The organism is Neobacillus niacini (assembly GCF_036961885.1).
Taxonomy (GTDB): Bacteria; Bacillota; Bacilli; order Bacillales; family Cytobacillaceae; genus Neobacillus; species Neobacillus niacini_H.
The window spans coordinates 1-25,791 of the sequence record NZ_JBALNQ010000033.1 but is presented as its reverse complement, the minus strand read 5'-3'; the positions used below and the strand labels follow the sequence as shown (position 1 = coordinate 25,791).

Below are 25,791 nucleotides of genomic sequence, written 5' to 3'. Positions count from 1 at the left end.
TTAATTATTGAGGGAATGATTCTTATCATATTTATTATTGTGTTTGACATGAAATAGTTAACCGTTAGTATAAACGGGTTCTGATATACTAAGGTAAGGGAATTATTACCTAAAAAGGAGGTTCGAAAAAATTGAGTAAAGTCGGGGGATTCATATACCGCAATCGAAAATGGGTACTTGCCATTTGGATACTAATGATTGGACTATCGATTGTATTCGCATTAAAACTCCCTTCTGTTTTAAGCGGAAATGGTTTTGAATATAAAGGTGAATACAATGAGACAAGAAAATTGCTTGAAAATGAATTCGGACAAGCAAAATCTTCTATCATCCTTGTCTTTCAAAGAGACAGTAAGGTTAATGAACATGATTGGAATCAGTATATCAAAGCAACCATTGAAGATCTCAAACAATTTGATGGTGCAAACCATATTACCACTCCCTTTGATAGAGAAGGGATGATAAAAGATGAATTTGCCTATGCATTATTATCCTTTGATAAAAAAGCTGAAGACCTAGGCAAAGAAATTGATCAATTGAACCAATTACTTAAAAATAAAAAGGGATTAAAAGTTACCATGACCGGTGAGCCAATCATTGTTCAAGACCTAAATATCGCTAGCCAAGAAGATTTAGCGAAAGCGGAAATGATTGGACTCCCCATTGCATTAATCGTTTTGGTCCTAGCTTTTGGCGGATTAATTGCTGCCTCCATACCGATTGTTATTGGGGTTGTTTCGATTTTAGCTACAATGGGCGTCGTTTACTTTTTTAGTTATGGTACTAATTTAACCATCTTCATACTAAATATTGTCCCAATGATTGGACTCGCTTTAAGCATTGACTTTGCCTTATTATTAATCAACCGCTACAAAGAGGAATTACATACTAAATCCATTCAGGAAGCGATTGAAATTAGCGTTGCAACCGCTGGTCGTTCGATAGTATTTTCAGGTCTTTGTGTTTTTATTGGGTTATCAGCCCTATGGTTCATTCAAATTGACATTTTTCAGAATGTAGCTCTTGGTGGTATGACGGTTGTCTTCCTTTCAGCTTTTTGTGCTTTGACTTTTCTTCCCGCCTTACTTGCTGTTATCGGAACAAGGATTAACAAATTTAGCATCCTTCGTGTAACAAATAAGAAAACAAATTTTTGGCACAGGTTTGCTAAGTTTGTGATGAGGCACCCTGTTCTTATGGCAGGGCTATCCTTAGCCATTCTGTTAGCTGGACTGATCCCTGTTGCACAAATGACTATGTCGATTCCTGGAGTAGAATCGCTGCCGGCTAAATATCCTTCAAGAGTAGCTTTTGAGGATTTTGAGGACCATTTTATCCCTAAGGATAAACGAACTGAAAAGAAAGTAACGATTGTTCTTGAGACAGAGGGAAATATTCTAGAACCGGTAAATCTTCGGAAAGTAGACAAACTTCTTGAGGATATTACGACGGATAAACTAGTTGACACGGTTGATTCTCCCTTTTCTGCAACCGGCATTCAAGATGAGGAGCAACTCTCTCAACTACTCCTTTTGGGACAAAAAGAACAAACAGCACCAATCTTAGACTACTTTGTTAGAAACAACAAAATGCTGATTAACGTCTATCTAAATACTACTGATCATTCTGCTGAGGCTAGAGGATGGATCCGTGATTGGTCTAGCAGGGATTTAGATTTGAATGCTCATTTTGGCGGCGCGATAAAATTTGAACAAGAAATCTTTGATGAGATATTTAAGAAGGCTCCTTATGGATTAATATTAATCGTTGTCTCTACCTTCTTTATTCTCATGGCTGCTTTTCGCTCGATTCTTATTCCGCTAAAGGCAATCTTAATGAATATATTAAGCCTAAGCTGTACGTTCGGAATTGTGGTATGGATTTTTCAGCAGGGTCACTTAGGAATAGAACCTGTCGATATTGCACTTATTTTACCCGTTTTTGTATTCACCCTAGTCTTTGGACTTTCAATGGATTACGAAGTTTTCTTAATTTCAAGAATTCAGGAGTTTTATTTAAAAACGGGGGATAATACCGAGGCTACCATATCTGGGTTAACGTACACGAGTAAGATTATTACCTCTGCTGCAGCAATTATGATTGTTGTTACGGGAGCTTTTGCATTTACTGGTGTAATGCCAATTAAACAGTTAGGTGTCGGTATTGCCATTGCCATTTTCATTGATGCCACCATTGTAAGGATGGTTCTAGTTCCTGCATTAATGAAGTTGTTTGGTGACTGGAACTGGTGGTTCTTCGGACTTAATAAAAAAGGTCATAAAAACGTGGAAAGAAGCCAGCCTGATTAAGGCTGGCTTCTTTCTTAAGCAATCATTGATACAGCAGAGGCACCTTTATTCAATGCCTGTTTGTTTACTTCGATTAAATGATGTTTTTCAGATGATAGAACTTTTTTTAGTGACTCGATTATGGAGTCACTTGAAACTACCTTTTTACGTTCTAAAAATGCTCCTAATAAAATCATATTAGCGACACGTGCATTGCCTAAGTCGTTCGCCATATCTGTTGCCGTCAATTCCATAACCTCAATGTCTTTTCGTTCTGATACTTTCGTAACTAATGATGAATTAGTAATCAAAAGGCCACCTGGACGTACCTTAGGCTCGAATTTATCAAAGGAAGGATTATTTAAGACGATGACCGTTGATGGACTGGTTACTAGCGGTGAACCTACTTGTTCATCGCTCACTACCACTGCACAATTTGCTGTTCCACCGCGTTGTTCCGGCCCATAGGATGGCAGCCATGAAACACCTTTCCCTTCGAGCATTCCTGCATAAGCAATCAACTGCCCCATCGACATAACACCCTGTCCACCAAATCCAGCGATAATGATTTCTTCCAACATATCACATCTCTCCCTCTTTGTTTTTGTAAACTCCAAGAGGATAAACAGGGACCATGTTTTCTTTCACCCACTCTAACGATTCATTTGGATCAAGTCCCCAATTCGTTGGACATGTAGACAGGATTTCTATCATCGAAAAGCCAAGACCCTTTTTCTGAGCTTCAAATGCTTTACGAATAGCTCGTTTTGTTTTTTGAATATGTGGAACATCATGTGTTGAAACCCTTTCAATATAGGCCGTTCCATCTAGTGTTGCCAGCATTTCACAAACCCTTATCGGTGAGCCCTGAATACTCACATCACGGCCAAATGGTGTGGTTGCTGTTTTTTGGCCAATTAAGGTTGTCGGCGCCATTTGTCCTCCTGTCATACCATAAATAGCGTTATTGACAAAAATAACAGTAATTTTTTCCCCTCTGGCAGCTGCATGAATGACTTCACTTATTCCAATGGATGCTAGGTCTCCGTCCCCTTGATAAGTAAACACAAACCGGTCTGGCAAAACCCTCTTAACTCCTGTAGCAACTGCCGGTGCCCGGCCATGTGCAGCCTGGGTCATATCACAGTTAAAGTATTCATAGGATAAAACTGAACATCCTACCGAAGCAACTCCAATCGTATCTTCTAAAATATCCATTTCTTCTAATACTTCACCGACGAGACGGTGAATAACTCCATGGGTACAACCTGGACAATAATGTGTTGGTTTATCAGTTAATCCATTCGTTTTTTTAAAAACGGTCTTCATTGTCATACTGTGATCCCCCCAGCGACAGTGATAATCTTGTCGTAGATTTCCTCCTGTGTAGGTACAACTCCGCCAGTACGACCAAAGAAATCTACTTGTGCATGGCCATTAACAGCAAGTCTGACATCCTCCACCATTTGCCCAGCACTCATTTCCACAGACACAAATCCTTTTACGCTATCCCGAGTTTCGATGAACGGCTTTTCTGGGAATGGCCAAAGGGATATTGGGCGAATCAAACCAACCTTAACACCCTCACGGCGTGCTTTATTAATAGCATTTAATGTTATACGGGCAACCGTTCCATAAGCGACCATAATATAGTCAGCATCATCCGTTTTATACGTTTCGTAGCGAACCTCATTTTCCTTTATCATAGCGAATTTCCTCTGCAGGGCATGGTTGCGCAGCTCCAGTCCTTCAGCGTTAAGCTCAAGAGATGTAATAATCTTTGGAGCCCCATCGCCGCGTGTACCTGTAGTCGCCCAATCCTTTTCCGGCAATTTTGTTTCAGGATGTATACCAAATTCAACTGGTTCCATCATTTGGCCCAGCATACCATCTCCCATAAGAATGACCGGTGTCCGATAGCGGTCAGCAATTTCAAAGGCTTCACGGGTTAATTCTACTATTTCTTGTAAGGACGCAGGTGCTAACACTGGTATATTATAGTCACCATGTCCACCGCCTTTTGTCACTTGGAAGTAATCAGACTGAGCAGGTTGAATATTCCCTAGACCTGGACCACCTCGAACGATGTTTACAATCAATGCTGGAAGCTCTGAACCTACTAAATAGGATATTCCCTCTTGTTTTAGGCTAAAACCTGGACTTGACGATGATGTCATAACCCTGACCCCTGTCCCTGCAGCACCGTATACCATATTGATTGCAGCAATTTCACTTTCTGCCTGAAGAAATAAACCACCAACTTCAGGAAGTCTTCTAGCCATATAGGCTACCAGCTCACTTTGCGGTGTGATTGGGTATCCAAAAAAGTACTTGCAGCCTGCTTGAACTGCAGCTTCCGCAATGACTTCATTTCCTTTCATTAACACTTTCCCCATACTTTATGACTCCCTTCAAATTACACAGTTTGCAAAACCTTAACTGGCCTATATACCGATATAACAGAATCCGGGCATACTTGAGCACATTTTGCACAGCTTATGCAATGGTCCTGGTCGGTTACCGCAGCAGGACGATAGCCTTTTCCATTTAAATAGTCTGCTAGAAAAATAACATTTGTTGGGCATACTTGAACACAAAGTCCGCACGATTTACAAATATCCTCATTAAAAACAACTCTCTTATCCACTGTTTTCCACTCCTATCCTTCCCATGGTAATTTCATATAGCGCTTGATGAACATTACCTGATGGCTTTTTGCAAAACAAATGGCTTCATTTTCTATATCCACAGAGATGGTTGTGTATAGCAGCGGGATCGAAAGCATGTTTGATATCTTCGAGCATAATTCATACCCATTGAGGATGTCAGCCATGCTCGTTTCGCTGCCGATATTGGAATTGTTGATGATTCCCGTTACCTTTAAACGAGCAGCCTTTTCAATCTGCTCAATCGTGTACCTCGCTCCTTCTAAGGTGCTGACATATGGACGGTTAGCGTTCAAGACGAATAACAGCTCAGGTTCTAAATGCTTCCATTCATGATAATACTGCCCTAAAGCCGTTGCTCCGTCTTTATCGCCGCCAGCATCTATAATCACTCGATACCGATTGTCGTGTAAAACACGATAGATTTCCCCCGAAACAACGGGTAAATCAGAGGTTGCCAGGCGGTTGGCAGGGGCAATTAATTCAATATCCTGCTGCTCGAAAATATCTGCAACGTCCCTAGAACGAAAATAAGGGTTAATGATATCTAAGTCATTAATAGCTAATTTGTTATATATCTTTTTCTCGTTCAATGCCAGATTTATCGCAATCTCTGTTTTGCCACTCCCAAAATGGCCAGTTAGGATGGTGATTCTATTCAATGTAACGGATCCCTCCTAAATGTTTTTCAAATGTAAACGGTTACATTTATGCAATTACCGATTATATCTTTATTATAAATTACCTTTTCACAAATCTGCGTTGACCAATGTCACAGTTTAATGAACATGGCTTTTTAAAAAAGCTGGAGCATAATAAAAATTATGCTCCAGCATTTTTTGTTGATATTGTTATTCGGTAAATTTTTTAAAGATCAAAGTGGCGTTATGACCGCCAAATCCTAATGAGTTGGATAAAACCACTTGAACATCCTTCTTCTTTGCTACGTTTGGAACATAATCTAAATCAAGTTGTTCATCAGGTGTTTGATAGTTGATCGTGGGCGGGATAATTCCATCCTTGATTGCTAAAAGAGAAAAAATGGCTTCTATTGCCCCAGTTGCTCCCAATAAGTGACCGGTCATTGATTTCGTGGAACTGACAGATAATTTATAGGCATGGTCTTTGAATACTTCTTTGATGGCTAAGGTTTCATACAAATCATTATAATAGGTGGAAGTGCCATGAGCATTAATATAGTCAACTTGTTCAGGTGTAATTCCGGCGTCAGCTAATGCTAATTTCATGGCTCTCCCTGCCCCTTCTCCCTCAGGTGCAGGAGTCGTAATATGGTGAGCGTCACCTGTAGCTCCGTATCCTACTAATTCTCCATAAATGTCGGCACCACGAGCTAATGCATGTTCTAATTCTTCTAAAACTACAATACCTGCGCCTTCCCCAATGACAAAACCATCACGATTCTTATCAAATGGCCTGCTTGCTGTAGCCGGGTCTGGATTTTTTGAAAGTGCGGTCATATTTGAAAATCCTGCGACCGTCATCCCTGTAATGGTTGCTTCCGTTCCGCCAGCAATCATCACATCCACATCCCCCTTTTGAATCACGCGGAATGCATCACCAATGGAATTGGCACCCGACGCACATGCTGTAACCGAACAATTGTTGATTCCTTTAGCACCAAGTGAAATGGATACTTGTCCTGCTGCCATATCAGGAATAAACATCGGTATCGTAAACGGATTGACCCTTCTTTGGCCTTTTTCAATAAACTTCCGATGTTGTTCCTCGAATTCAGCCAAGCCGCCAATTCCTGATCCAATCCAAACGCCAACACGTTCCGGTTGAATTCCCTCTCCAATTTGGAGTCCTGCATCCTTAACAGCCATTTGACTTGCTGCAATAGCAAACTGGCTATAACGACCCATCCTTCTGGATTCTTTTTTATCCATAAACTCTTCAGGTGCAAAACCTTTAACCTCTGCTGCAATCTTGACGTCAACCTTTTCAACATCAAAAAGAGTTGCAGGGCCAATACCGGAAACACCACTCTTGATCTGTTCCCATGATGTTTGAGCATCATTCCCCAAAGGAGTGACTGCTCCAACACCTGTAATCACTACTCTTTTATTCATTTAATGCTCACTCCCAAATAGATTTTTTCATTGATTCTTACACTCTTTCTATAGTTTAACGAATTCAGAGTGGCTGGACAAATTAATTCGTTCCGGCACAGCACGTTTCTTGGGTTGCGTTTCAGGTTTGATGTAGAATCTAACTTCATAAAAAATCTCCTTGACTCTTTTTTGTGTTTATTCTAGCCTACATATAAACAACAAAAAGGTGGGGACACGATGAATGAATTATCTTATGAAATGACAAACGAAGACAATATCCCTACATTTTCCCAAGGAGTAAAAGATTGCATTCCAACTTTAATTGGGTACATCAGTATTGGAATTGCTGCGGGGATTGTTGGTGCTTCATCAAATCTAAGTATAGTAGAAGTAACTCTTTTATCGGCATTTGTTTATGCTGGTGCAGCCCAATTTATTATTTGTGCACTGTTACTATCAGGAAGTCCAATTTCAGTCATTATTTTTACAACTTTTATTGTAAATTTACGGCATTTTTTATTATGTATGACATTGGCACCCCAATTTACAAAATATTCTCTATTGAAAAATATCGGAATCGGAGCTCTTGTAACAGATGAAACGTTTGGTGTTGCCGTTAATAAAATTGCTAAAAGGGAAAGTATGAATGCCCGATGGATGAATGGGTTGAATGTAACAGCTTACCTATTCTGGATCTTATCTTGTATGTTGGGCGCCATCTTTGGAAAATGGATATCAGAGCCAGAAGTGTTGGGATTAGATTTTTCCTTAACTGCTATGTTTTTGGCATTGCTCGTTTTGCAATTACAAAATATTGAAAATGGTAAATTGAAGTTTTATCTATCATTAATTGTTTATATAGTTATATTTATGTTGGTTTTATGTATGTTCGTTCCATCTTATGTAGCTATTATTCTATCAACAATGATGGTTGCAACGATTGGGGTGGTAACAGACAAATGAGTATAAATTTATCCGTTTTATTAATTATTTTAGGGTGTGCTATAGTAACCATCATTCCGAGAATCATTCCATTTATAGTAATAAGAAATATTCAGCTCCCGAAAATTGTGGTCAAATGGCTTTCTTATATCCCAATTTGTATTTTTTCTGCACTTATCGTGGATAGCTTTATTATCGAAGACGAATCATTACTATCAGTTGATTGGAGTGTGGTTGCTGCTATTATACCAACTCTTATTGTAGCCTTATGGACAAAGAGTTTGTCCGTTACCGTTATTGTTGGTATCTTATGTATGGCTTCTGTTAGGTTTTTGTTTTAATTGTTTTTGACAATTTTCTGACCTTCTTCTACGATTTTTCAAAAGAGGAAAAATTCAGTAAAAATATTTTGCAAAATAGAATATAATAGATTAGAAGATTTAAATCATATAGAAAAGGGATTTGGTATAAATGATTGGTTTATTGATAATTTTAATATTGGTTTTGTTTTTACCTTTTTCAGTTAAAAAAGTAGAGCACAATTTGGAGATCTTCTTATTTGTGATGGGGATTGCCGCTGCGACGATTAGTGGCATGATGGATCTACATTTAATAGAAAAAGCCTTAATTGACCCAATTAATATTACGCTTGCTGTCTTAATTGCCGGTTTAGTTTGTAAATGGGGACAGGTTCCGCTAGAAAAATCTATTTTGTGGCTAAGTAAACTATTATCTCCGAGGATTTTTTTCGGACTAACTGTGATTATTTTGGGACTGGCATCAAGTATTATTACGGCAATCATAGCAGCGATAGTCCTGGTTATTATCATTAATGTCCTTACATTAGACCGAAAATCTGAAATTCGATTTACAGTCTTAGCTTGTTTTTCGATCGGACTTGGGGCAGCCTTAACACCAATAGGCGAGCCATTAGCTACGATAACAATTAGTAAATTAAATGCTGACTTTTTCTATTTAGTAGATTTGATTGGACCAGAGGTTATTCCCGCTGTAGTCATCTTTGGAGTATTGACTTGGTTTTTAGTTAAACCAATAGAAAGCGCTGACAGCTTAGGTTCAGAACAACAAGCGGAAAGTTATAAGGAGATTCTGATTCGATCTGCTAAAATCTATTTATTTGTTATGGGTCTAACCTTCCTAGGGCATGGTTTTGAACCATTAATTAATGAATACATACTAGGGCTTCATCCGATGCTCCTCTATTGGATTAACATGATTTCTGCTATTTTGGACAATGCCACTCTTGCTGCAGCTGAAATTAGTCCAGCTATGGACCAAGAAACCATTCGTGCTGTTTTGCTCGGTCTAATTATCAGTGGCGGGATGTTAATACCTGGAAATATACCGAATATTATAGCTGCAGGGAAACTTAATATAACTAGTAAGGAATGGGCAAGATTTGGTGTTCCTGTAGGCCTCATTACAATGGCCGTTTATTTTGTTATCCTGTTCTTATTTTAAAGCATCAAACAAAAAAAGAATCAGATTCACTCAAAAGTGATTCCGATTCTTTTTTATTTTGCCAAAAAATTCATCCGGGCAATGGCCTTATCTTTCATCAATGGAGAAAATAATGTATAGCAGTTTCTCCCCTGCTCTTTTGATTGATACATAGCGAGGTCTGCATTTTTTATTAAAGTTTCCATATCTTCACCATGAACTGGATACAGACTGATACCGATACTTGGTGAAATCTTAAACTTGTGCCCATAGATATTAAATGGCTCTTTCATAACATTTATTATTTCTTCACTTACTTTAAATGCGTCAATTGCTGATAGTATTTGGGGAATATGTATGAAAAATTCATCTCCGCCAAATCTGGCTAATACGTTATCCGCCTTTATTACTCCTTTTAACCTCGAGGCAACAGATTGCAATAACAGATCTCCTGCTTCGTGTCCTAAGCTATCATTAATTACTTTAAAATGGTCTAAATCCAACAATAGAACGCCCTTCATTTTATCTACTATTCCAGTAGCAGGTTTAACGCTTTTTAAACAGGATTTAATAAACCATCGGTTAGGTAAACCAGTCAAGGCATCATGGTAGGCCATATGTGATATCTTCTCTTCTGCATTTTTTAGATCCGTTATATCTAATCCAAATCCAAGTAAATAATCATTCTGGGATTCTTCCAAATGAATAATGGTTTTTCCAGTAAGCATATGAATTTTCTTACCTTGGAATACTGTCTCCACTTCATTGGTTTGCAGCTGACGCTTTTTCCACACTTCTAGGTCAATCTCCCGTTGTCGCTCTGCAATTGGCTCAGGAAAAAAGTCAAACACTGTTTTCCCTACAATATCTTCCATCTTGACACCATGTTCTTTACATACCTGTTTATTTACAAATATCGTCACACCTTCAGGATCCTCCAAGAAAACATTCATAGGTAATGCATCAAGAACCTTAGAATGCAACGATTCATTGTGACGAAGCCTTTCGAATAGCTGTTTTTCTCTCTCCTCTAATTCTTTTACTCTTATCCGTAACTTCTCTATTTCACTATCTTTATCAATTTGGGAAATTTTCCGATTCATGGTTAATTCCGCCTTTAATGTTAAATCTGCATCAGTAATAGTTTAATCATAATATATTGTTGGTTAAATATCGAACATGATTTCTAACAAATTAATGAAAAAATATCCATTTCCCCAATAGATTATGACACCTAATGTTCAAGAAATTCACCTATTTTACAAAATTAAGCAAGCTAATTTTTCTTATAATAGTAGTAATGAAGATTATTAACTGATGGGATGTGTTTTTTAGGTGGAAAAACTATTATATATTACAGCAAACCCTAAAGGCCTTGAGAAATCAAAAGGGCTAAAAATTGGTGAAGCATTTATCAACTCCATAAAGGAAGAAAATCCAGAGATGGAGATTAAAACGATTGACTTATTTACATTAGATATTGCACATATGGATGCTGAGTTAGTGTCTGCACGTGGCAAATTAGCAGGGTACGGTTATACATTAGATCAATTAACCGAAGGGGAAAGGGAAAAAATTCTTAAAATGCATGCACTTGCTGATGAATTTCTCTCTTATGACTATTTTGTTTTCGTCTCACCAATTTGGAACTTAAGCTCACCAGCGGTTTTAAAGGCATACTTGGATAACCTATTTATTGCTGGTAAAACGTTTGCCCATACTGCCAACGGTCCAAAAGGACTACTTACCGGTAAAAAAGCCATTCATATCAATACACGTGGCGGTCTATACACAGGAACTCCAATGAAAGATTTAGAATGTGGGGATCGTTATTTAAGAATTGCGCTCAATTTCTTAGGAATTGAAGTGATGGACACCATTATTGCAGAAGCTTTAGACCTTTACCCGCAAAAAGTACAGGAAATTGTTGAAAAAGCAAAAGATGAAGCCAAAAGAGCGGCGAAGGAAATGATAAAAACTCCAGTTAGCTTGGCCTAACTGAAAAAAGCTTCCTTATTTGGGAAGCTTTTTTTATGATTACGCAAACCGATAGTAAATAAGAAGGAATGTTGCCATTGTAAAAACAAAATTTAAAAAAACAAAGACCATTTGAGAAATTTTTGTCCTATGGATTTTAATAGGCGGATCGTAAAACGATACCCCCTCAATAATAAAAATGATTAAAACGATATGAATCATTAGGTGCCCAATAATTTCAGTAACACCAAAAAGCATCGTGGATGAAATAAAAATTAACGTCAGCACAAAAGCTAAAAGACGATTCAGTATCCCAACGATTAACAAATAGCCCACCACAAATTCAATAAATGCAGCCAAAACAACAAATATTGATGGAGCAAATCCAAATGTAGGGACTGCGTGCTGATGAATAATATCAATACTCATTGCAGGATAGACCCATTTCTCAACCGCCACCCAGCATAAGGACAATCCTGTTCCTAAATAGAGAAATGGAAACCCCCAATCTTCTAGTTGTGTTCGTCCTACCAATAGTACTCCAACAATTGCTAGATAAAACCCATAATCAAGCATATGAAACAATCCAGAGTGTGCTAATTGATAAATAAATAAGCCAAATAAAATAATAGCGCCTGCTTTTGTAGAATAATGGTTTGGAATCAATAATAAAAGGATGGTTAGCCACATTAGTATTCGGACGATGTTGTTGGTGATTGCAAATTCTGGCGCAAATATGGTGCCGGACCAAACCTGAATCATTAACGCGAGTGCAGTACCATATTTTAATATGTATCTCGAAGATTTTCGGTATTTGTCCAGTATCACATCAACCTTTTTGGTGATTGGGATTTTATCCAATACCGGCAATACCTGCGTCAATACAGCAAGTAATGCCGCAATCAATACTGTAATCGTCATAAACATTGGCGATAAGATGTGTTCGATTTCTTCTTTTTCTGGTGTAACTTCAGTAAACCATTTTACATGTGCATCAACTAAAAATGGTGAACAAATAATTACCAAAACGAATAAGATGAAGACTTTTATTAATTTTTCCATTTGGCCCTCCTACAATGTAGTCATCTTTATAATTTTCAGAAACCACCACAAATATTCTATTGGAAAAATATCTGATCATGATCATTCCCAGAAGGAAATTTTTCTTCTATAATAAGTTAATAATCGAAAAATATTAAAAAATACCTAACGGCAAATTATATATTTAGGAGTACATGAATGGTAAAAGATCTTTTTTCCAATGCAACATTATTGATTGCTGCGTTTACAGTAATGGGACAAATATTTAAAAACAAACCACTGCATCCCAACTCGAATAACAGATTAAAAATTTATTGGGGAATTTGTTATGGTTTGCTAGGAATGGTCTTAATGTTATTTAGTTACCAAATAAACGCAACGACCATAGCAGATTTACGGCATCTAGCAATAGTAATTGCTGCTGCTTTTGGTGGGTATGTACCCGCTTTAATTGCTTCAGGGATCATTGCGTTAGGAAGAATACTCCTTTTCAATTTTAATGACACTGCTATGCTTGCAGCTATCAATGCGCTGTTGACAGGAATTGTCTGCGGCTGGTTTTCTATATTAAAATACCATCCTACTTTAAAGGCATTTTATATGAACCTAATTGGTTTATTTTTCATTTCAATCGTTTTTGCTATATATATTGAAGATAAAACGGTCTTAACAAAAGTATTAATCATTCACTACCTTATATCATTAGCCGGGGGATTTTTCGCCTATCATTTATCCGTTTATATCGCAAAGATAAAAGAAACTGAACAGAAACTTCAGAAAGCAAATGAACTTCTAAATCGTCTTTCTTATATAGATGGCCTAACAGGGATTGGAAACAGAAGGCATTTTGATGAAACTCTTACTAAAGAATGGTCTTCATTAACATTAATTAAATCACCTTTAACCTTACTAATGTTCGATATTGATTACTTTAAAAAGTACAACGACACATACGGTCATTTAGCTGGTGATCACTGCCTGCAAAGTATTGCCGAAGCAATTAAGAATCTTGAAACGAATAACTCAAACTTTACATTTTGTCGATATGGCGGAGAGGAATTTGCCATTATCCTATCTTCCAGCAAGCTGAATAAAGGAATACACTTGGCGAAATTGATCCAACAAGAACTCAAAGAACTTCATATCGAACATAGAAGTTCGGAAGTATCTGCTATTGTTACTATCAGTATTGGAATAGCAACAGTCATGCCGAGCCAGGAAAATACACCTAAAGATTTAATTCAATTAGCAGATACAGCCCTTTATACTTCAAAAATAAATGGAAGGAATACCATTTCGGCTTAGTGAAATATCGAAAGGTGTGACGACACCCTTTTTTCTCAATGTTTTACATATTCCACCAATACTAAAGTCCTTTTTCAAAATAATTTGTAAATTTTGTTGTATAAAGTTGAAGAAAAATGTAAAATTTTCCTAAAAGCTCATTGGGCGGTGAAATAGATGGAAATTACCAAACACCTTTTCTCAAATCTTTCCATTTTAATTATATTGCTCCTCTTTTGCTTAATTTGGCTTGACCGAAGCAGAAAATTTAACTTATCAAAAACTACTATTATTATCTTTTTTATTCTATTGTTATGGATATGTATTCAATTTTCCTATAATCCAGTTGTTTTTGCGCGCTACGATTTACGCATTATTCCTATCGTTATTGGCGGTTTATATCTTGGTATCGGCCTTATCCTAGTTGTTGCTATGTTAATCATAAGAAGTTTCTATGGTATTGACATGGGTTTGGCTGGCACCGCGGTTCTTTATATTCCACTTGCCATTGCCTATTTTCGATTATCGCCTTGGTTTTGGAAACAATCTTCCGACCGTCGAATTACAATAGCGATTTGTTTAGGAATCATCCTTGGAATACTTACATTAGCGGGCATGGAGGGAATCCTTCACACCAGCAGTAACTGGTTTGATGCAGGATTCGCCTATTTAGTTATTCCCCCTTTAGGTATTGGTCTTATAGCCTATTCGATTGAATATATTAAAAAAAGTGTGGAAATTAAACATCAATTAATCAAAGTGGAAAAACTAAAAGCTGTTGAACAAATGGGTGCTGCTATTTCGCATGAGATTCGGAATCCGTTGACGGCTGCCAGCGGGTTTGTCCAGTTACTTAATGATGACTACCTCCCAAGACATAAACGCAGGGAATATCTCTCGATTGTAAAGGAAGAACTCAATTCAGCAGAAAGAGTCATACAGGATTATTTGACGTTTGCCAAGCCCGCTTTAGTTTCCATTGAGGAATTAAATGTGAAAAATGAACTTAGGCAAATTATTAACATCTTAACGCCAATGGCCAATCAAAATTCTGTAGAAATTATCACTGATTTTTCTGTGATTGGGTTCATTAGAGGGGATCGACAAAGATTCCGTCAATGTTTTATTAATATTCTTAAAAACGCTGTGGAAGCGATGCCGAATGGGGGCCAACTTTATCTTGAAACTCATTTCAGCAAAGATTATATAACAATCTGTGTCAGGGATACAGGCGTAGGAATGACTCCTGAACAACTGGAAAGACTCGGAGAGCCCTATTACTCAACAAAAGGAAAAAATGGAACAGGGCTTGGAATGATGGTGGTTTATAGTATTGTCCGTGCCATGAACGGTTTCATACGAGTGGAAAGTGTGATAGGATCAGGCACAACCTTTCGGATTAAATTTCCAACCATCACTTCATTTAAGAAACATGAAAGCTAGTACACGCAGTGAAAATCGACAGGAATTCTACCTGTCGATTTTAGGTTAAGCATACATCTTATTCTCTTCTTTTTGAAAAAAGCTCTTCATCGCATGGAATACATCCGCTTTTTGCTTGAGAATATAATAGCGGAATTGCTCATCCTTGATATTTTTGTAGGCTGACATGAGGGTCGAGTGGCGATTGTACTGATTAACTTCCCCGTATCCAAACATGTTCGATACTTTCATTAATTCTTCAACCAGCTTGACACATCGAGCGTTATCAGATGTAAGATTATCACCATCAGAAAAGTGGAAAGGATAGATGTTGAACTTACGTGGATTATATTTCGCATCAATGATTTCTAAGGCTTTTCGGTATGCCGAAGAACAGATGGTTCCTCCACTTTCACCTTTAGAAAAGAAATCCTCCTCAGGAACAACCTTAGCTTCTGTATGATGTGCAATAAATTCAATCTCAACCGTTTCATATTTTGTACGTAAGAATCGGGTCATCCAGAAAAAGAAGCTTCTTGCCATATACTTTTCCCATATCCCCATACTTCCACTTGTATCCATCATAGCAATAACGACTGCCTTAGAATCCGGTTTGATCACTTCATTCCAAGTCTTAAATTTCAAATCTTCCTTATAAATAGGATGAAATGCTGGTTTCCCAGTCATCGCATTTCTCTTAAATGCAGACATCATCGTCCGTTTTTTATCAATATTTCCCATAAGACCTGTCTTGCGAATGTCATTGAATTCGATATTTTCTACTAAATGCTCCTGGTCTTCTTTTCTTTTTAGATTCGGCAGCTCTAGTTGTTTGAACAAGGCTTCTTCTAATTCCATTAATGATACTTCTGCTTCAAAGTAATCCTCGCCTGCTTGATCTCCAGCGCCCTGCCCTTTTCCTGGACCCTTTTGCTGACTTGATCCGTCACGAGCTATTACGTCACCTACTTGGCTCTCACCGTCTCCTTGGCCCACATGTTTGTTTTTGTCATAATTGTAGCGAATTTTATACTCGTCTAATGAGCGAATTGGAATTTTCACCACATCGCGCCCATTGGACATAATAATACTTTCTTCTGTAATTAAGTCGGGAAGATTGTTTCGAATAGCCTCCTGAACTTTTTCTTGATGCCTTTGCTGGTCATCGTGGCCTTTACGGTGGAGGGACCAATCTTCTCTTGAAATTACAAATTGATGGGTATTGTCAGACAATGTAAACCCCTCCTTTTGAATTTTTTTCCTGAGTCACATTTTCTTTCAAATGTCATAAAATAACCCGAGTGTAATAAAGAAGTATATAGTGTTGATTACTTTATCCTATGCAGAAACCGCAAATAATTTACAAATTATTTTGACAATTAAACTCATGATAAAAATGGACGAACATAGATCCATTCGTTTTATTTTGAAAAAAACGGACTGGCAGATTCCTTCCGCCAGTCCCTACTATTTTTAGTCTCTTTTGTTAAATTCTGATGTTTGTTACGAAAACAGCCAATTTTAACGGTTTAATAAGCTGCCAACGTACCGCAAAAGTTCATTCGCTGACGTTGAGTTATAGCCATGCTCATCAATTAATCTGGCGACAACATCATTAATTTTCTTTAACTGCTGTTCATCGGGTGTTTTGGAAGAAGTCGTAATCTTCACGACATCCTTAAGGTCTGCAAATAATTTCTTTTGAATTGCTTCTCTAAGCCTATCGTGTGAGTTGTAATCAAAACGTTTACCTTTTCTTGCAAAAGCAGAAATTCTAATTAAGATTTCTTCCCTAAACGCTTTTTTCGCATTCTCTGAAATACCAATTTGTTCCTCAATCGAACGCATTAATTTCTCATCCGGATTGATTTCCTCACCTGTTAACACGTCACGCAGTTTTGCTTTGTTACAATACGCCTCAACATTATCAAGATAATTGTCCATAAGCGTTTTAGCAGACTCTTCATAAGAATAAACAAATGCTTTTTGAACCTCATTCTTGGCAATATTATCATACTCTTTACGAGCAACTGATATAAAATTCATATAGCGATCACGGAGTTCAGCCGTGATGGATGGATGTTGATCCAGCCCGTCTTTTAATGACCTTAATACGTCTAAAGCATTAATGGACGGTATTTCTTTGCGGATGATTGTAGATGAGATTCGGTTAATGACATAACGCGGATCAATACCACTCATACCTTCATCTTGATATTCTTTCTTAAGTTCACTTACATCCACTGCATTAAAGCCTTCTACATTTTCCCCATCATAGAGCCGCATTTTCTTTACTAAGTCAATATCGCCCTTTTTTGGTTCCTTGAGACGGGTTAAGATTGTAAACATTGCAGCAACGCGTAATGTATGAGGTGCAATATGCACATCTGAAACATCACTCTCACGAATCATTTTTTCATAAATTCTTTCTTCCTGCGAAACTTTTAAATTGTAAGGGATTGGCATAACGATAATTCTAGAATGTAATGCTTCATTCTTCTTATTCGCGATAAAAGAGCGATATTCCGTTTCGTTTGTATGAGCAACAATCAGCTCATCTGCTGAAATTAGCGCAAACCTTCCAGCTTTAAAATTTCCTTCTTGTGTTAGAGAAAGCAGGTGCCATAAGAATTTTTCATCACACTTCAACATCTCTTGGAATTCCATCATTCCACGATTTGCTTTATTCAGCTCTCCATCAAAGCGATAGGCACGTGGATCTGACTCGGAACCAAATTCAGCAATCGTCGAAAAGTCAATACTACCCGTTAAATCAGCAATATCTTGTGATTTTGGATCGGACGGGCTAAAGGTTCCGATTCCAGCTCTCTTATCCTCCGAGAAAAAGATTCTTTCAACTAACATATCTTCAATTCTTCCACCGTATTCCTGCTCGAGTCTCATCATATTTAATGGTGAAAGGTTACCTTCAATCCGAATCCCATATTCTTCATAAAAATCTGAACGTAAATGGTGTGGAATCAGATGAAGTGGATCTTCATGCATAGGGCAGCCCTTAATGGCGAATACAGAGCCTCTTTCCGTATGGGAATAAGCCTCTAGACCGCGTTTTAACATGGTTACTAGCGTAGATTTCCCTCCACTTACTGGACCCATCAATAATAGGATTCGCTTTCTTACATCCAGTCTTTTGGCTGCGGGGTGGAAATATTCCTCAACAAGTCTTTCAAGTGACTCCTCTAAACCAAATAATTGATTTCCAAAGAAATTGTAATTCTTAGTCCCTTTTACTACCTCAATGCCTGCATCTTTGATCATATTATAAACTCGTGAATGTGCCGATTGTGCAACCCATGGCTTCTCTTTTAACAACAATAAATAATCCCCAAATGTACCTTCCCAACGAAGCTTTTCTTCCTCTTCTCTAAACATCTCAATTTTTTTTAGAATATCCATAAGGCCCTCCCCCTGTAGCGTTATCAGAGACGATTAATATACTCTATGCATCAAGGAACTTGAACATGCGTATCGTTGCAGTATTCCTGCCCATCTTTTTTGTTTTATGAAAAGAATGGAATATTGTTCTTTTCATTTTTTAAAGTTAGGCTATAATAAATGTATATGTGTCTAATTAAAGAAATATCTTAAAATTAAGGAGGCTTTACATAAGCATGGGAACATTTCTAATTATTTTAGTCATGGTGGCATTTTTAGCAGCTATTTTCACAGGTGGATATAATGATAAGCCAGGTTCCAATAAATAATTTTTTCATTTAAAATAGGCTGCCACTAGGGCAGCCTTTTATTATTCAGGTAGAGCAATATTCGTTTTTTGAGGACTGTATGCTCTTTTGTAGAAACTGTACGCTTTATTGTAGAAGCTGTACACTTTATTGTAGAAACTGTACGTTTCTTTTGTAGAAACTGTACGCTTTATTGTAGAAGCTGTACGCTTTATTGTAGAAACTGTACGGTTTTGGGCAGAAACTGTCCACTTGTCCGTAAAAGCTGTACGCTTTATCTCATATTCATCTTATTTTTTTGAACAAATTCCTTCATATACATCCGTGTTTGTTTTTCAAGCATAGCCGCCATTTGCTCTGTCCAGCGATCTTTTCTTTTTCCGGCAGTTCTTTCTTCATAATAGCTTGAAATTTCTTTGTCATATTCTTGAAGCTGGCGCAAATAAACTTCTTTATCCTGTTCATATTCCTCTTCATGATAAATATGCTCAAGAGGAAGCCTTTGCTTTTTGTCATTTATTTTCTCAGGGTAGCCTATCGTCATTCCAAAGAGAGGAATGACCCTCGCTGGAGTTTTTAATAATTCCTTTACTTCGTCAAGCTTATTTCGAATACCGCCTATGTAACAAATGCCTAGCCCCATAGATTCTGCAGCAATAGCAGCATTTTGAGCAGCTAATGCTGCATCAATAAGAGCAACCATAAACTTTTCTGTACTCTCAATGGATGGGATAACGTCTTTTTGTTCGAGGTCTCCAATCAATTCATGTCGGCTTAAATCTGCGCAAAAAACCAAAAGATGACCACTGTGGGCAACATATTCTTGATTTCCTGCTATCTCTGCAAGCTTTCGCTTTTTTTCCATGTCTTTAATGCCGATAATCGAATAGGCCTGAATAAAACTAGATGTTGAAGCAGCCTGAGCACAAGCAACAATCGTTTTTATTTGTTCATCGGATAATGGCTCGTCCTTAAAATGACGAACGGAACGGTGATTTAATATCGTGGTAATGACTTCATTCATAATGACACTTCCTTTCTGTGATTAGAAAAAGAGGCCATAAAACGGCCCCTAAATTCTTATTTTAAATGATGAAATTCCTGTTGCCTCAGAGCTTCATAGATTAAAATAGCAGCTGTATTAGATAGATTTAGGGAACGAATATTATCATTCATTGGAATCCTTAGGCTGACATCCTTATTATTTTCAATCACGTCCTTTGGAAGCCCCGTCGTTTCCCGTCCAAAAATGAAAAAATAATCTTTATCAGGATTGCTATAGTTAAAGGAACTATAAGCCTTTTCCCCAAACTTGGTGATATAGAAAAATTCTCCGCCATCATTCTTCTCGTAAAAATCATCTAAAGAATCATAATAGACGATATTTACAAACTCCCAATAATCCAATCCTGCTCTCTTCAACATTTTATCTTCCGTAGAAAAACCTAATGGACGAATCAAATGGAGGGATGTATCCGTTCCAGCACAGGTTCTAGCGATGTTTCCTGTGTTTGAAGGTATTTGCGGCTGATATAGTACGACATGTATTGCCAAATCACTCACCTCATAAAAAAAACTCTTTAAATATTATACCATTATCCACCCGCCAAACAAATTTACTTACCCATCCACAATCGTGAAAAACTTATATTTAATATTTGGTGTGTACGCGGATGAATCTTGATATGCCCAATATCTCATGCGACTATTATAGGTATTCGCATTAACCAGCGGCATTCCGTCTGCATCCTTACCTGTCACAATCGTGTTATGGTTATAACGACCATCCCCTTCGAAGTCGTAGCAGATAACATCCCCCAATAACAATTGATCCGGGCTGCTGACCTCCCTCGCCCTTAATCCGCTCTTAGAATTAGGTAAATACAACCGTAAAGAATGGGCCACAGTCCAGCTATAACTCCAATTATTACTTCTGAGCCACCAGCCTGTTCCCTTGTTTGGATACCCTCTCATCGGCGCTTCGCCTGCATGAAGACATTGCGAGATATAATTCGTACAGTTGTTTTCAAACGACTTATAGGCAGGATTGTGGGTATTCCACCAGCGTTCCGCATATTGAACAGCTTTTAAGCGATTATACTGGTAACTAATCCGTTCCTCCTGTTCATCTTCTGCAACGATTTCCAATTTAGGCTGCTTCGTATATGGATTTATTTCTTTATCCATAATCAAATCACTTTTAAAAAACTTACACATTCGTACTTCTACTTCTTCCTCTTGATAAAGCACTCCTTTTTGCCTGATAAGAAATTGGTAGTGAACCTGATAAATAGTGGTTTGAAAATCTCCATCCACTGATTGGTTGATGATGTTACCCCTTGCTTTCACCTTTACGATTTCAGCAGACCGTTTTGTAAAAGACTCTAGCTTCTTTTCGGCCTTATCATAATTAATGGACTTCCCCTTACTCTTCGAAACAAATTGTTCGACTCGACTCTCAAACAATTCTTGGAGTGATTTATGCACGTTAATCTCCCCCTTCTGTTTCATACATATGTGCAGAGGGGAATTTTAATTAAAAAAATGAGCAAAGACTGATTGTCCTATGCTCATTTAGTTCTTTAGTTTTAATAAGCTTTTTTCAATTTCACTCTTTACTTGTAAATCTTCTTCCTTATCTCCTGCTTTTTCCAATGCTTCAACTGCTTCTGGACTGCCAATTTTCCCTAGTGCCCATGCAGCCGTTACTTTTAAAACAGAGCTCGTTTCATTTTCTAAAACATCCCGTAATTCTGGGATTGCACTCACGTCCTTAAAATGAGCTAGTGCGATAATGGCATTACGCTGAATTGGCTTTTTGCCACGCCACGATCCAGCTACGGATCCAAATTTGTTTTTAAACTCTCGATTGCTCATTTTTAACATGGGCCTCAGTAATGGTTTGGCTATTTCAGGGTCAGCCTCCATTTCTTCATGAAAATGAAAATCCTTACCTTTATTGACAGGGCAGGACGTTTGGCAGGAATCACACCCATACACTCGATTGCCGATTTTGTCTCTAAATTCTTCGGGAATCACAGCTTTTGTTTGTGTTAAAAAGGCGATGCAGCTCTGTGCATTAATTTGTCCGCCTTGTACCAAGGCTCCGGTAGGACAGGCGTCGATACAAGCTGTACAGGAACCGCACTGATCCTCCATTGGTGCATCAGACGCAAAGGGAATGCTGGTAATCATTTCACCAAGATAAATGTAGGAGCCAAACTCCGGAGTCATGACCGCACAGTTTTTACCGCTCCAACCAATCCCAGCCCTCACTGCAACAGCACGGTCAGAAAGCTCACCGGTATCAACCATTGATTTGATACGAGCCTCCGGTACTTTTTCAAGAATAAAATCCTCCAGCTTTTTTAACCGAACTCGTAAAATATGGTGATAATCTAATCCCCATGAAGCCCGAGAAAAAAAGCCTCGCCGTTCCCCTTTTTTCCCTTCGACACGAACGTTCATCTTTGAAGGATAGGCAAGTGCTATGGAAATAATCGACCGTGGTTCTGGAAGAAGTAAAGCAGGTGTAACTCTTTTTTCAATATTTGGCTCCTCAAAACCAGATTGAAACCCAAGTTCCTGCTGACGAATCAGTCTATTTTTTAGCTCAATGAAAGGATCTGCTGTAGTAAAACCTATTTTATCAATGCCAATTGTTTTACTAAAAGCAATGACTTCTTCTTTTAATTGATCAATCATCATTTTGTAACCTCCCTTCTTCTAAAAAATGATCTATGGTAAGCGACAAATTTTTTATTCCATATCTAATTATGATAAACTATTTTTATTATAATTTGGAGGTGGAATCATTGGAAATTCAGCTTTCGTCAAAAATAATCAGCAAGATTCCTACTTTTAAGCTTGGAGTCATTGAATACAAAGATATTACCGTAGGCGATTCCCCACAAATGGTAAAAGGAAGACTGCAATTGTTTCAAGAATCCATTTACTTTGATTTGGAAAATAAAAATCTTATAGAACTGCCGGGTATTCAAGAATGGCGCAGTATTTTTAAAAATTTTGGCAAGGATCCTAACCGTTATCGCCCTTCTGCAGAGGCTCTTTACCGCAGAGTCCAGAAACAGAATTATCTTACCACGGTCCAAAGTGCCATCGATATTAACAACTTCTTTTCCCTGCAATATCAAGTACCGATTGGTATTTATGACACCGATCAACTAAAGGGACCTATCACAATCGAAATAGCGAAGGCAGGGGAAGAGTATTTTGGCCTGAATGGCCGGATGAATTCCTTAGAAAACCTTATCGTCTCAGCGGACCGGCTTGGACCATTCGGCAGTCCGTTTGTAGACTCCAATCGAGCGCCGGTAACCGAAGCAACAAAAAATGCCCTGCAGATTATCTATTTACAGCCGTCAACAGCGGTGAGCAGTGCGGAAAGACTGACAGCGTCATTGATGAAGATGTTCACACAAATACATGGTGGAGATGCTAGCTTCAATATAATAGGAAGCGATTAGAAGCGCCCGAAAAATAGAAAAAACGCAATGCATCGTTTTCAAGTAACGATACACTGCGTTTGGTAATATGTATGGAGCGGGTGATGAGAATCGAACTCACATCATCAGCTTGGAAGGCTGAGGTTTTACCACTAAACTACACCCGCACAAAAGTAAGTATAAACAAAAAATAAAAAACTTAAACTGACTTTTATTATATTACATAGTTTTTCCCCTACCGTCAAGAAGATTTTGCGTTTTTTGTCGAAAAAAATTGTTCTCTGAATACACGTAGACCAAAAAAGGTACAGATATATGGGTCATATATCTGTACCTTTTAATCATCATTACCTTAGTTAACAATCAATTCTTATATCCAAAGTCCGGAATGTTTTTCCAGCGGTCGCTTAAATAGCGTACAACCATTTTTGGTTCTCTTGATCTTGTAAAAATCCCTTTTTTATTACCTTGAACACGCATGATGCCAAATTTTGTTTGGAAATCGGCAAAATTCCATAGTTGCTCGCCGACAAAGTTAGGAATCTCATCAAATACTTTGCTATTCATGCGATAGTAATCTTCTTGATATTCTTCAGAGAATGGCTCACCATACGCACTATGGAAACCTGCTACGGTATCCGCACCATATTCTGTATACATAATTGGTTTATCTGGATATTTTTCCTGCCATTCTAGCAGTTCTTGACGAGTCTTTTCTTCCGCCGTTATTAAATCACCATTTTGGACATACCAGCCAAAGTAACGATTTAGGGCAATAACATCTGCCAAGTCTGTACATTTGTCAGCCTTTGGAGTAGCCATCATGATACCAACATACGTACATGGACGTTTTTGTGGATCCAATTCGCGAGCCAGACTGAATAACGGCTCAAAATACTCATGAGAGCCATTTGAATAAGTCGCCGCCTCGTTGGCAATTGACCACATCACAACACACGCATGGTTCTTATCACGATCGATTAATTCACGAATAACTTGTTGATGGGCCTCATGTGTCTTTATATCCTTCCAAGTATCATCCTCAAACTCGCCCTTTTCTAAAATCGATACGTCAAACGTGAATGATAACATTAAACCAACCGCTGGTGTTTCGTCAATGACGACAATTCCTTCACGATCACATAAACGCATCATTTCTTCTGAATATGGATAGTGGGACGTCCGGAAGGAGTTCGCACCCATTTCCTTCATCAAATTAATATCAAGTACATTATAAGCCTCATTCAAGCCACGGCCATTCACATACGTATCCTCATGTTTTCCAAAACCTTTGAAATAGAATGGTTCGCCGTTGATTAAGAACTTGCCGCTCTTTACTTCCACCTTGCGGACACCGAATGACTCTTCATAAACATCAATTGTTTCTCCGCCTTTAATACCTTCCACTTTTGCTTTATAAAGATAAGCATTCAATGGCTGCCATAACTGAACATTTTCGATTGCCACGTTTATATCTGTACCTGAAGATTGAGCCACTTGCTTGCCTTCTTCATCTAAAATTGTTACCCGGACTTCATCAAAATTTCCTTCTGTTTTCACGGAAATCTGCACATCCGCTTTTTTAGCAGCTAAATCAATATTCGGCACGATAGTAATATCTTCGATGTATTCGCGTGGTGTAGAATAAATCCTAACTGGACGGTGCAAGCCTGCATAGTTAAAGAAGTCAAAGTTTTCATCCACTTTACGAATGATGCGGCCATTCTCATCTTTCTTTTCACTATAGTTACCAACTGGTAAAGTTGTATAATCTAACAGATTGCTCAAACGAACAGTTAAACGATTGGCACCATCAACTAGATAGTTATTGATTTCCACTTCAAACGGCATAAATCCGCCTTTATGATGAGTAATTTCCTTGCCGTTTACGTACACCCATGCTTCATGCGTAGCAGAACCAAAACGTAAGACTAATCTTTCATTTCGCAATGCCTTCGCAACCGTAAATTCTCTTTCATACCAAATATAACCGTTGTGCTCGCGGATTTCTTTTGACACCGTCTGGTCATTAAATGAAGCAGGAACAGCCATCACTTCATTGGTTGGCAGCGGTTGTGACACCTCGATTGATTCCACTTCTCTATCAATCATAAATTTCCAAACTCCACTTAAATCCAAGACAACACGACTTTCTGTAGCTATTGGATATAACATATACTTTCTCCTCCATTCAATTTGTTTCGATTTATAAGCTTTCATTTCCAATGGATATGGTATCCACTTAGATAATCTGATATTCAATAATGTAAGGGCTTTAAAATCATTATAATCAATCTATTGAAGATATTATGGTAAAATTTTTTCTATATTAGTAAATATATTGCTTTTTATCTTTTTTTTTATTAAATTTTATAAAGGCTGTTTTCGTAACATTGTTGTTAAAATCTTAAAGCCGATTCTAACGCGGAAATAGTTATTTTGTACCTTTGAATTTAGTTTGCAAG

General features: G+C 37.9%; 23 protein-coding genes and 1 tRNA gene. 8 read left to right on the top strand and 16 right to left on the bottom strand.

Features of this window, described 5'->3' with window-relative positions; translation table 11 throughout:
- The first annotated feature begins 131 nt into the window (after positions 1–131).
- Positions 132–2,309 (top strand): MMPL family transporter, encoded by a 2,178-nt coding sequence (locus tag V7124_RS15310; protein ID WP_335490517.1) that lies wholly within the window; start codon positions 132–134, stop codon positions 2,307–2,309.
- A gap of 14 nt (positions 2,310–2,323) precedes the next feature.
- Here the strand turns inward: V7124_RS15310 and V7124_RS15305 are convergent, their stop codons facing one another.
- The 6 genes from V7124_RS15305 to fabF all read right to left on the bottom strand — a co-directional run bounded on the left by V7124_RS15305 (position 2,324) and on the right by fabF (position 7,047).
- Positions 2,324–2,869, bottom strand: coding sequence for a 2-oxoacid:acceptor oxidoreductase family protein (locus V7124_RS15305; protein ID WP_335411211.1), 546 nt, complete (start codon positions 2,867–2,869; stop codon positions 2,324–2,326).
- A gap of 1 nt (position 2,870) precedes the next feature.
- Entirely contained in the window at positions 2,871–3,623 is a 753-nt protein-coding gene (locus V7124_RS15300; RefSeq protein ID WP_335411212.1) for a thiamine pyrophosphate-dependent enzyme, read from the bottom strand.
- Positions 3,620–4,684 carry a 3-methyl-2-oxobutanoate dehydrogenase subunit VorB gene (locus tag V7124_RS15295; protein WP_335411214.1) on the bottom strand — a complete coding sequence of 355 codons (1,065 nt, stop codon included), beginning with the start codon at positions 4,682–4,684 and terminating at the stop codon, positions 3,620–3,622. The genes V7124_RS15300 and V7124_RS15295 overlap by 4 nt, the downstream gene beginning before the upstream one ends.
- Positions 4,685–4,704: 20 nt before the next feature.
- Positions 4,705–4,935 (bottom strand): 4Fe-4S dicluster domain-containing protein, encoded by a 231-nt coding sequence (locus V7124_RS15290; protein ID WP_335411216.1) that lies wholly within the window; start codon positions 4,933–4,935, stop codon positions 4,705–4,707.
- Between the two features lie 12 nt (positions 4,936–4,947).
- Positions 4,948–5,616 carry a hypothetical protein gene (locus V7124_RS15285; RefSeq protein WP_335411218.1) on the bottom strand — a complete coding sequence of 223 codons (669 nt, stop codon included), beginning with the start codon at positions 5,614–5,616 and terminating at the stop codon, positions 4,948–4,950.
- Between the two features lie 189 nt (positions 5,617–5,805).
- Positions 5,806–7,047, bottom strand: coding sequence for a beta-ketoacyl-ACP synthase II (gene fabF, locus V7124_RS15280; protein WP_335411220.1), 1,242 nt, complete (start codon positions 7,045–7,047; stop codon positions 5,806–5,808).
- A 219-nt stretch (positions 7,048–7,266) separates the two neighbouring features.
- Between fabF and V7124_RS15275 the strand changes: the two genes are divergently transcribed.
- From V7124_RS15275 to V7124_RS15265, 3 genes are all read left to right on the top strand, one after another.
- Positions 7,267–7,992, top strand: coding sequence for an AzlC family ABC transporter permease (locus V7124_RS15275; RefSeq protein ID WP_335490514.1), 726 nt, complete (start codon positions 7,267–7,269; stop codon positions 7,990–7,992).
- A complete protein-coding gene (locus V7124_RS15270) occupies positions 7,989–8,312 on the top strand; it encodes an AzlD domain-containing protein (RefSeq protein ID WP_335411226.1) in 324 nt (107 codons plus the stop codon). Before V7124_RS15275 ends, V7124_RS15270 begins: the two co-directional genes overlap by 4 nt.
- A gap of 130 nt (positions 8,313–8,442) precedes the next feature.
- Entirely contained in the window at positions 8,443–9,453 is a 1,011-nt protein-coding gene (locus V7124_RS15265) for a DUF1646 family protein (RefSeq protein WP_335411229.1), read from the top strand.
- A 53-nt stretch (positions 9,454–9,506) separates the two neighbouring features.
- Here V7124_RS15265 and V7124_RS15260 read toward each other — a convergent pair whose 3' ends face one another.
- Complete coding sequence (locus V7124_RS15260; RefSeq protein ID WP_335411231.1) at positions 9,507–10,535, bottom strand: GGDEF domain-containing protein; 1,029 nt, start codon at positions 10,533–10,535, stop codon at positions 9,507–9,509.
- A gap of 232 nt (positions 10,536–10,767) precedes the next feature.
- Between V7124_RS15260 and V7124_RS15255 the strand changes: the two genes are divergently transcribed.
- Positions 10,768–11,430, top strand: a complete 663-nt coding sequence (locus V7124_RS15255; protein WP_335411233.1) for an FMN-dependent NADH-azoreductase — start codon at positions 10,768–10,770, stop codon at positions 11,428–11,430.
- A 39-nt stretch (positions 11,431–11,469) separates the two neighbouring features.
- Here V7124_RS15255 and V7124_RS15250 read toward each other — a convergent pair whose 3' ends face one another.
- On the bottom strand, positions 11,470–12,471 hold the full coding sequence (locus tag V7124_RS15250; RefSeq protein WP_335490511.1) for a DoxX family membrane protein: 1,002 nt from the start codon (positions 12,469–12,471) through the stop codon (positions 11,470–11,472).
- A 177-nt stretch (positions 12,472–12,648) separates the two neighbouring features.
- Here V7124_RS15250 and V7124_RS15245 point away from each other — a divergent pair, with 177 nt between their 5' ends.
- The gene (locus V7124_RS15245) at positions 12,649–13,755 is read left to right on the top strand and encodes a GGDEF domain-containing protein (protein ID WP_335490508.1); all 1,107 of its coding nucleotides are present in this window, start codon (positions 12,649–12,651) and stop codon (positions 13,753–13,755) included.
- Between the two features lie 156 nt (positions 13,756–13,911).
- Positions 13,912–15,177 (top strand): HAMP domain-containing sensor histidine kinase, encoded by a 1,266-nt coding sequence (locus V7124_RS15240; protein ID WP_335411239.1) that lies wholly within the window; start codon positions 13,912–13,914, stop codon positions 15,175–15,177.
- Between the two features lie 45 nt (positions 15,178–15,222).
- Here V7124_RS15240 and yhbH read toward each other — a convergent pair whose 3' ends face one another.
- The 6 genes from yhbH to queG form a co-directional block, all read right to left on the bottom strand.
- Positions 15,223–16,389, bottom strand: a complete 1,167-nt coding sequence (gene yhbH / locus V7124_RS15235; protein ID WP_335490505.1) for a sporulation protein YhbH — start codon at positions 16,387–16,389, stop codon at positions 15,223–15,225.
- Between the two features lie 288 nt (positions 16,390–16,677).
- Positions 16,678–18,573 carry a PrkA family serine protein kinase gene (locus tag V7124_RS15230; protein WP_335411243.1) on the bottom strand — a complete coding sequence of 632 codons (1,896 nt, stop codon included), beginning with the start codon at positions 18,571–18,573 and terminating at the stop codon, positions 16,678–16,680.
- A gap of 561 nt (positions 18,574–19,134) precedes the next feature.
- Positions 19,135–19,884: an oxygen-insensitive NADPH nitroreductase gene (gene nfsA, locus V7124_RS15225; RefSeq protein WP_335490502.1), complete on the bottom strand. Its 750-nt coding sequence runs from the start codon at positions 19,882–19,884 to the stop codon at positions 19,135–19,137.
- A 56-nt stretch (positions 19,885–19,940) separates the two neighbouring features.
- The gene (gene trmL / locus V7124_RS15220) at positions 19,941–20,414 is read right to left on the bottom strand and encodes a tRNA (uridine(34)/cytosine(34)/5-carboxymethylaminomethyluridine(34)-2'-O)-methyltransferase TrmL (protein ID WP_335490499.1); all 474 of its coding nucleotides are present in this window, start codon (positions 20,412–20,414) and stop codon (positions 19,941–19,943) included.
- 66 nt (positions 20,415–20,480) lie between these two features.
- Positions 20,481–21,347, bottom strand: a complete 867-nt coding sequence (locus V7124_RS15215) for an amidase domain-containing protein (RefSeq protein ID WP_335490496.1) — start codon at positions 21,345–21,347, stop codon at positions 20,481–20,483.
- 87 nt (positions 21,348–21,434) lie between these two features.
- The gene (gene queG, locus V7124_RS15210; protein WP_335490493.1) at positions 21,435–22,568 is read right to left on the bottom strand and encodes a tRNA epoxyqueuosine(34) reductase QueG; all 1,134 of its coding nucleotides are present in this window, start codon (positions 22,566–22,568) and stop codon (positions 21,435–21,437) included.
- Positions 22,569–22,675: 107 nt separating this feature from the next.
- On the opposite strand from queG, the gene V7124_RS15205 reads away from it, so the two are divergent.
- The gene (locus V7124_RS15205; protein ID WP_335490490.1) at positions 22,676–23,347 is read left to right on the top strand and encodes a B3/B4 domain-containing protein; all 672 of its coding nucleotides are present in this window, start codon (positions 22,676–22,678) and stop codon (positions 23,345–23,347) included.
- A 72-nt stretch (positions 23,348–23,419) separates the two neighbouring features.
- Here V7124_RS15205 and V7124_RS15200 read toward each other — a convergent pair.
- Positions 23,420–23,493: transfer RNA gene (locus tag V7124_RS15200), tRNA-Gly, on the bottom strand.
- Between the two features lie 196 nt (positions 23,494–23,689).
- Positions 23,690–25,501, bottom strand: coding sequence for a beta-glucuronidase (uidA, locus tag V7124_RS15195; RefSeq protein ID WP_335411256.1), 1,812 nt, complete (start codon positions 25,499–25,501; stop codon positions 23,690–23,692).
- Between the last annotated feature and the right edge of the window lie 290 nt (positions 25,502–25,791).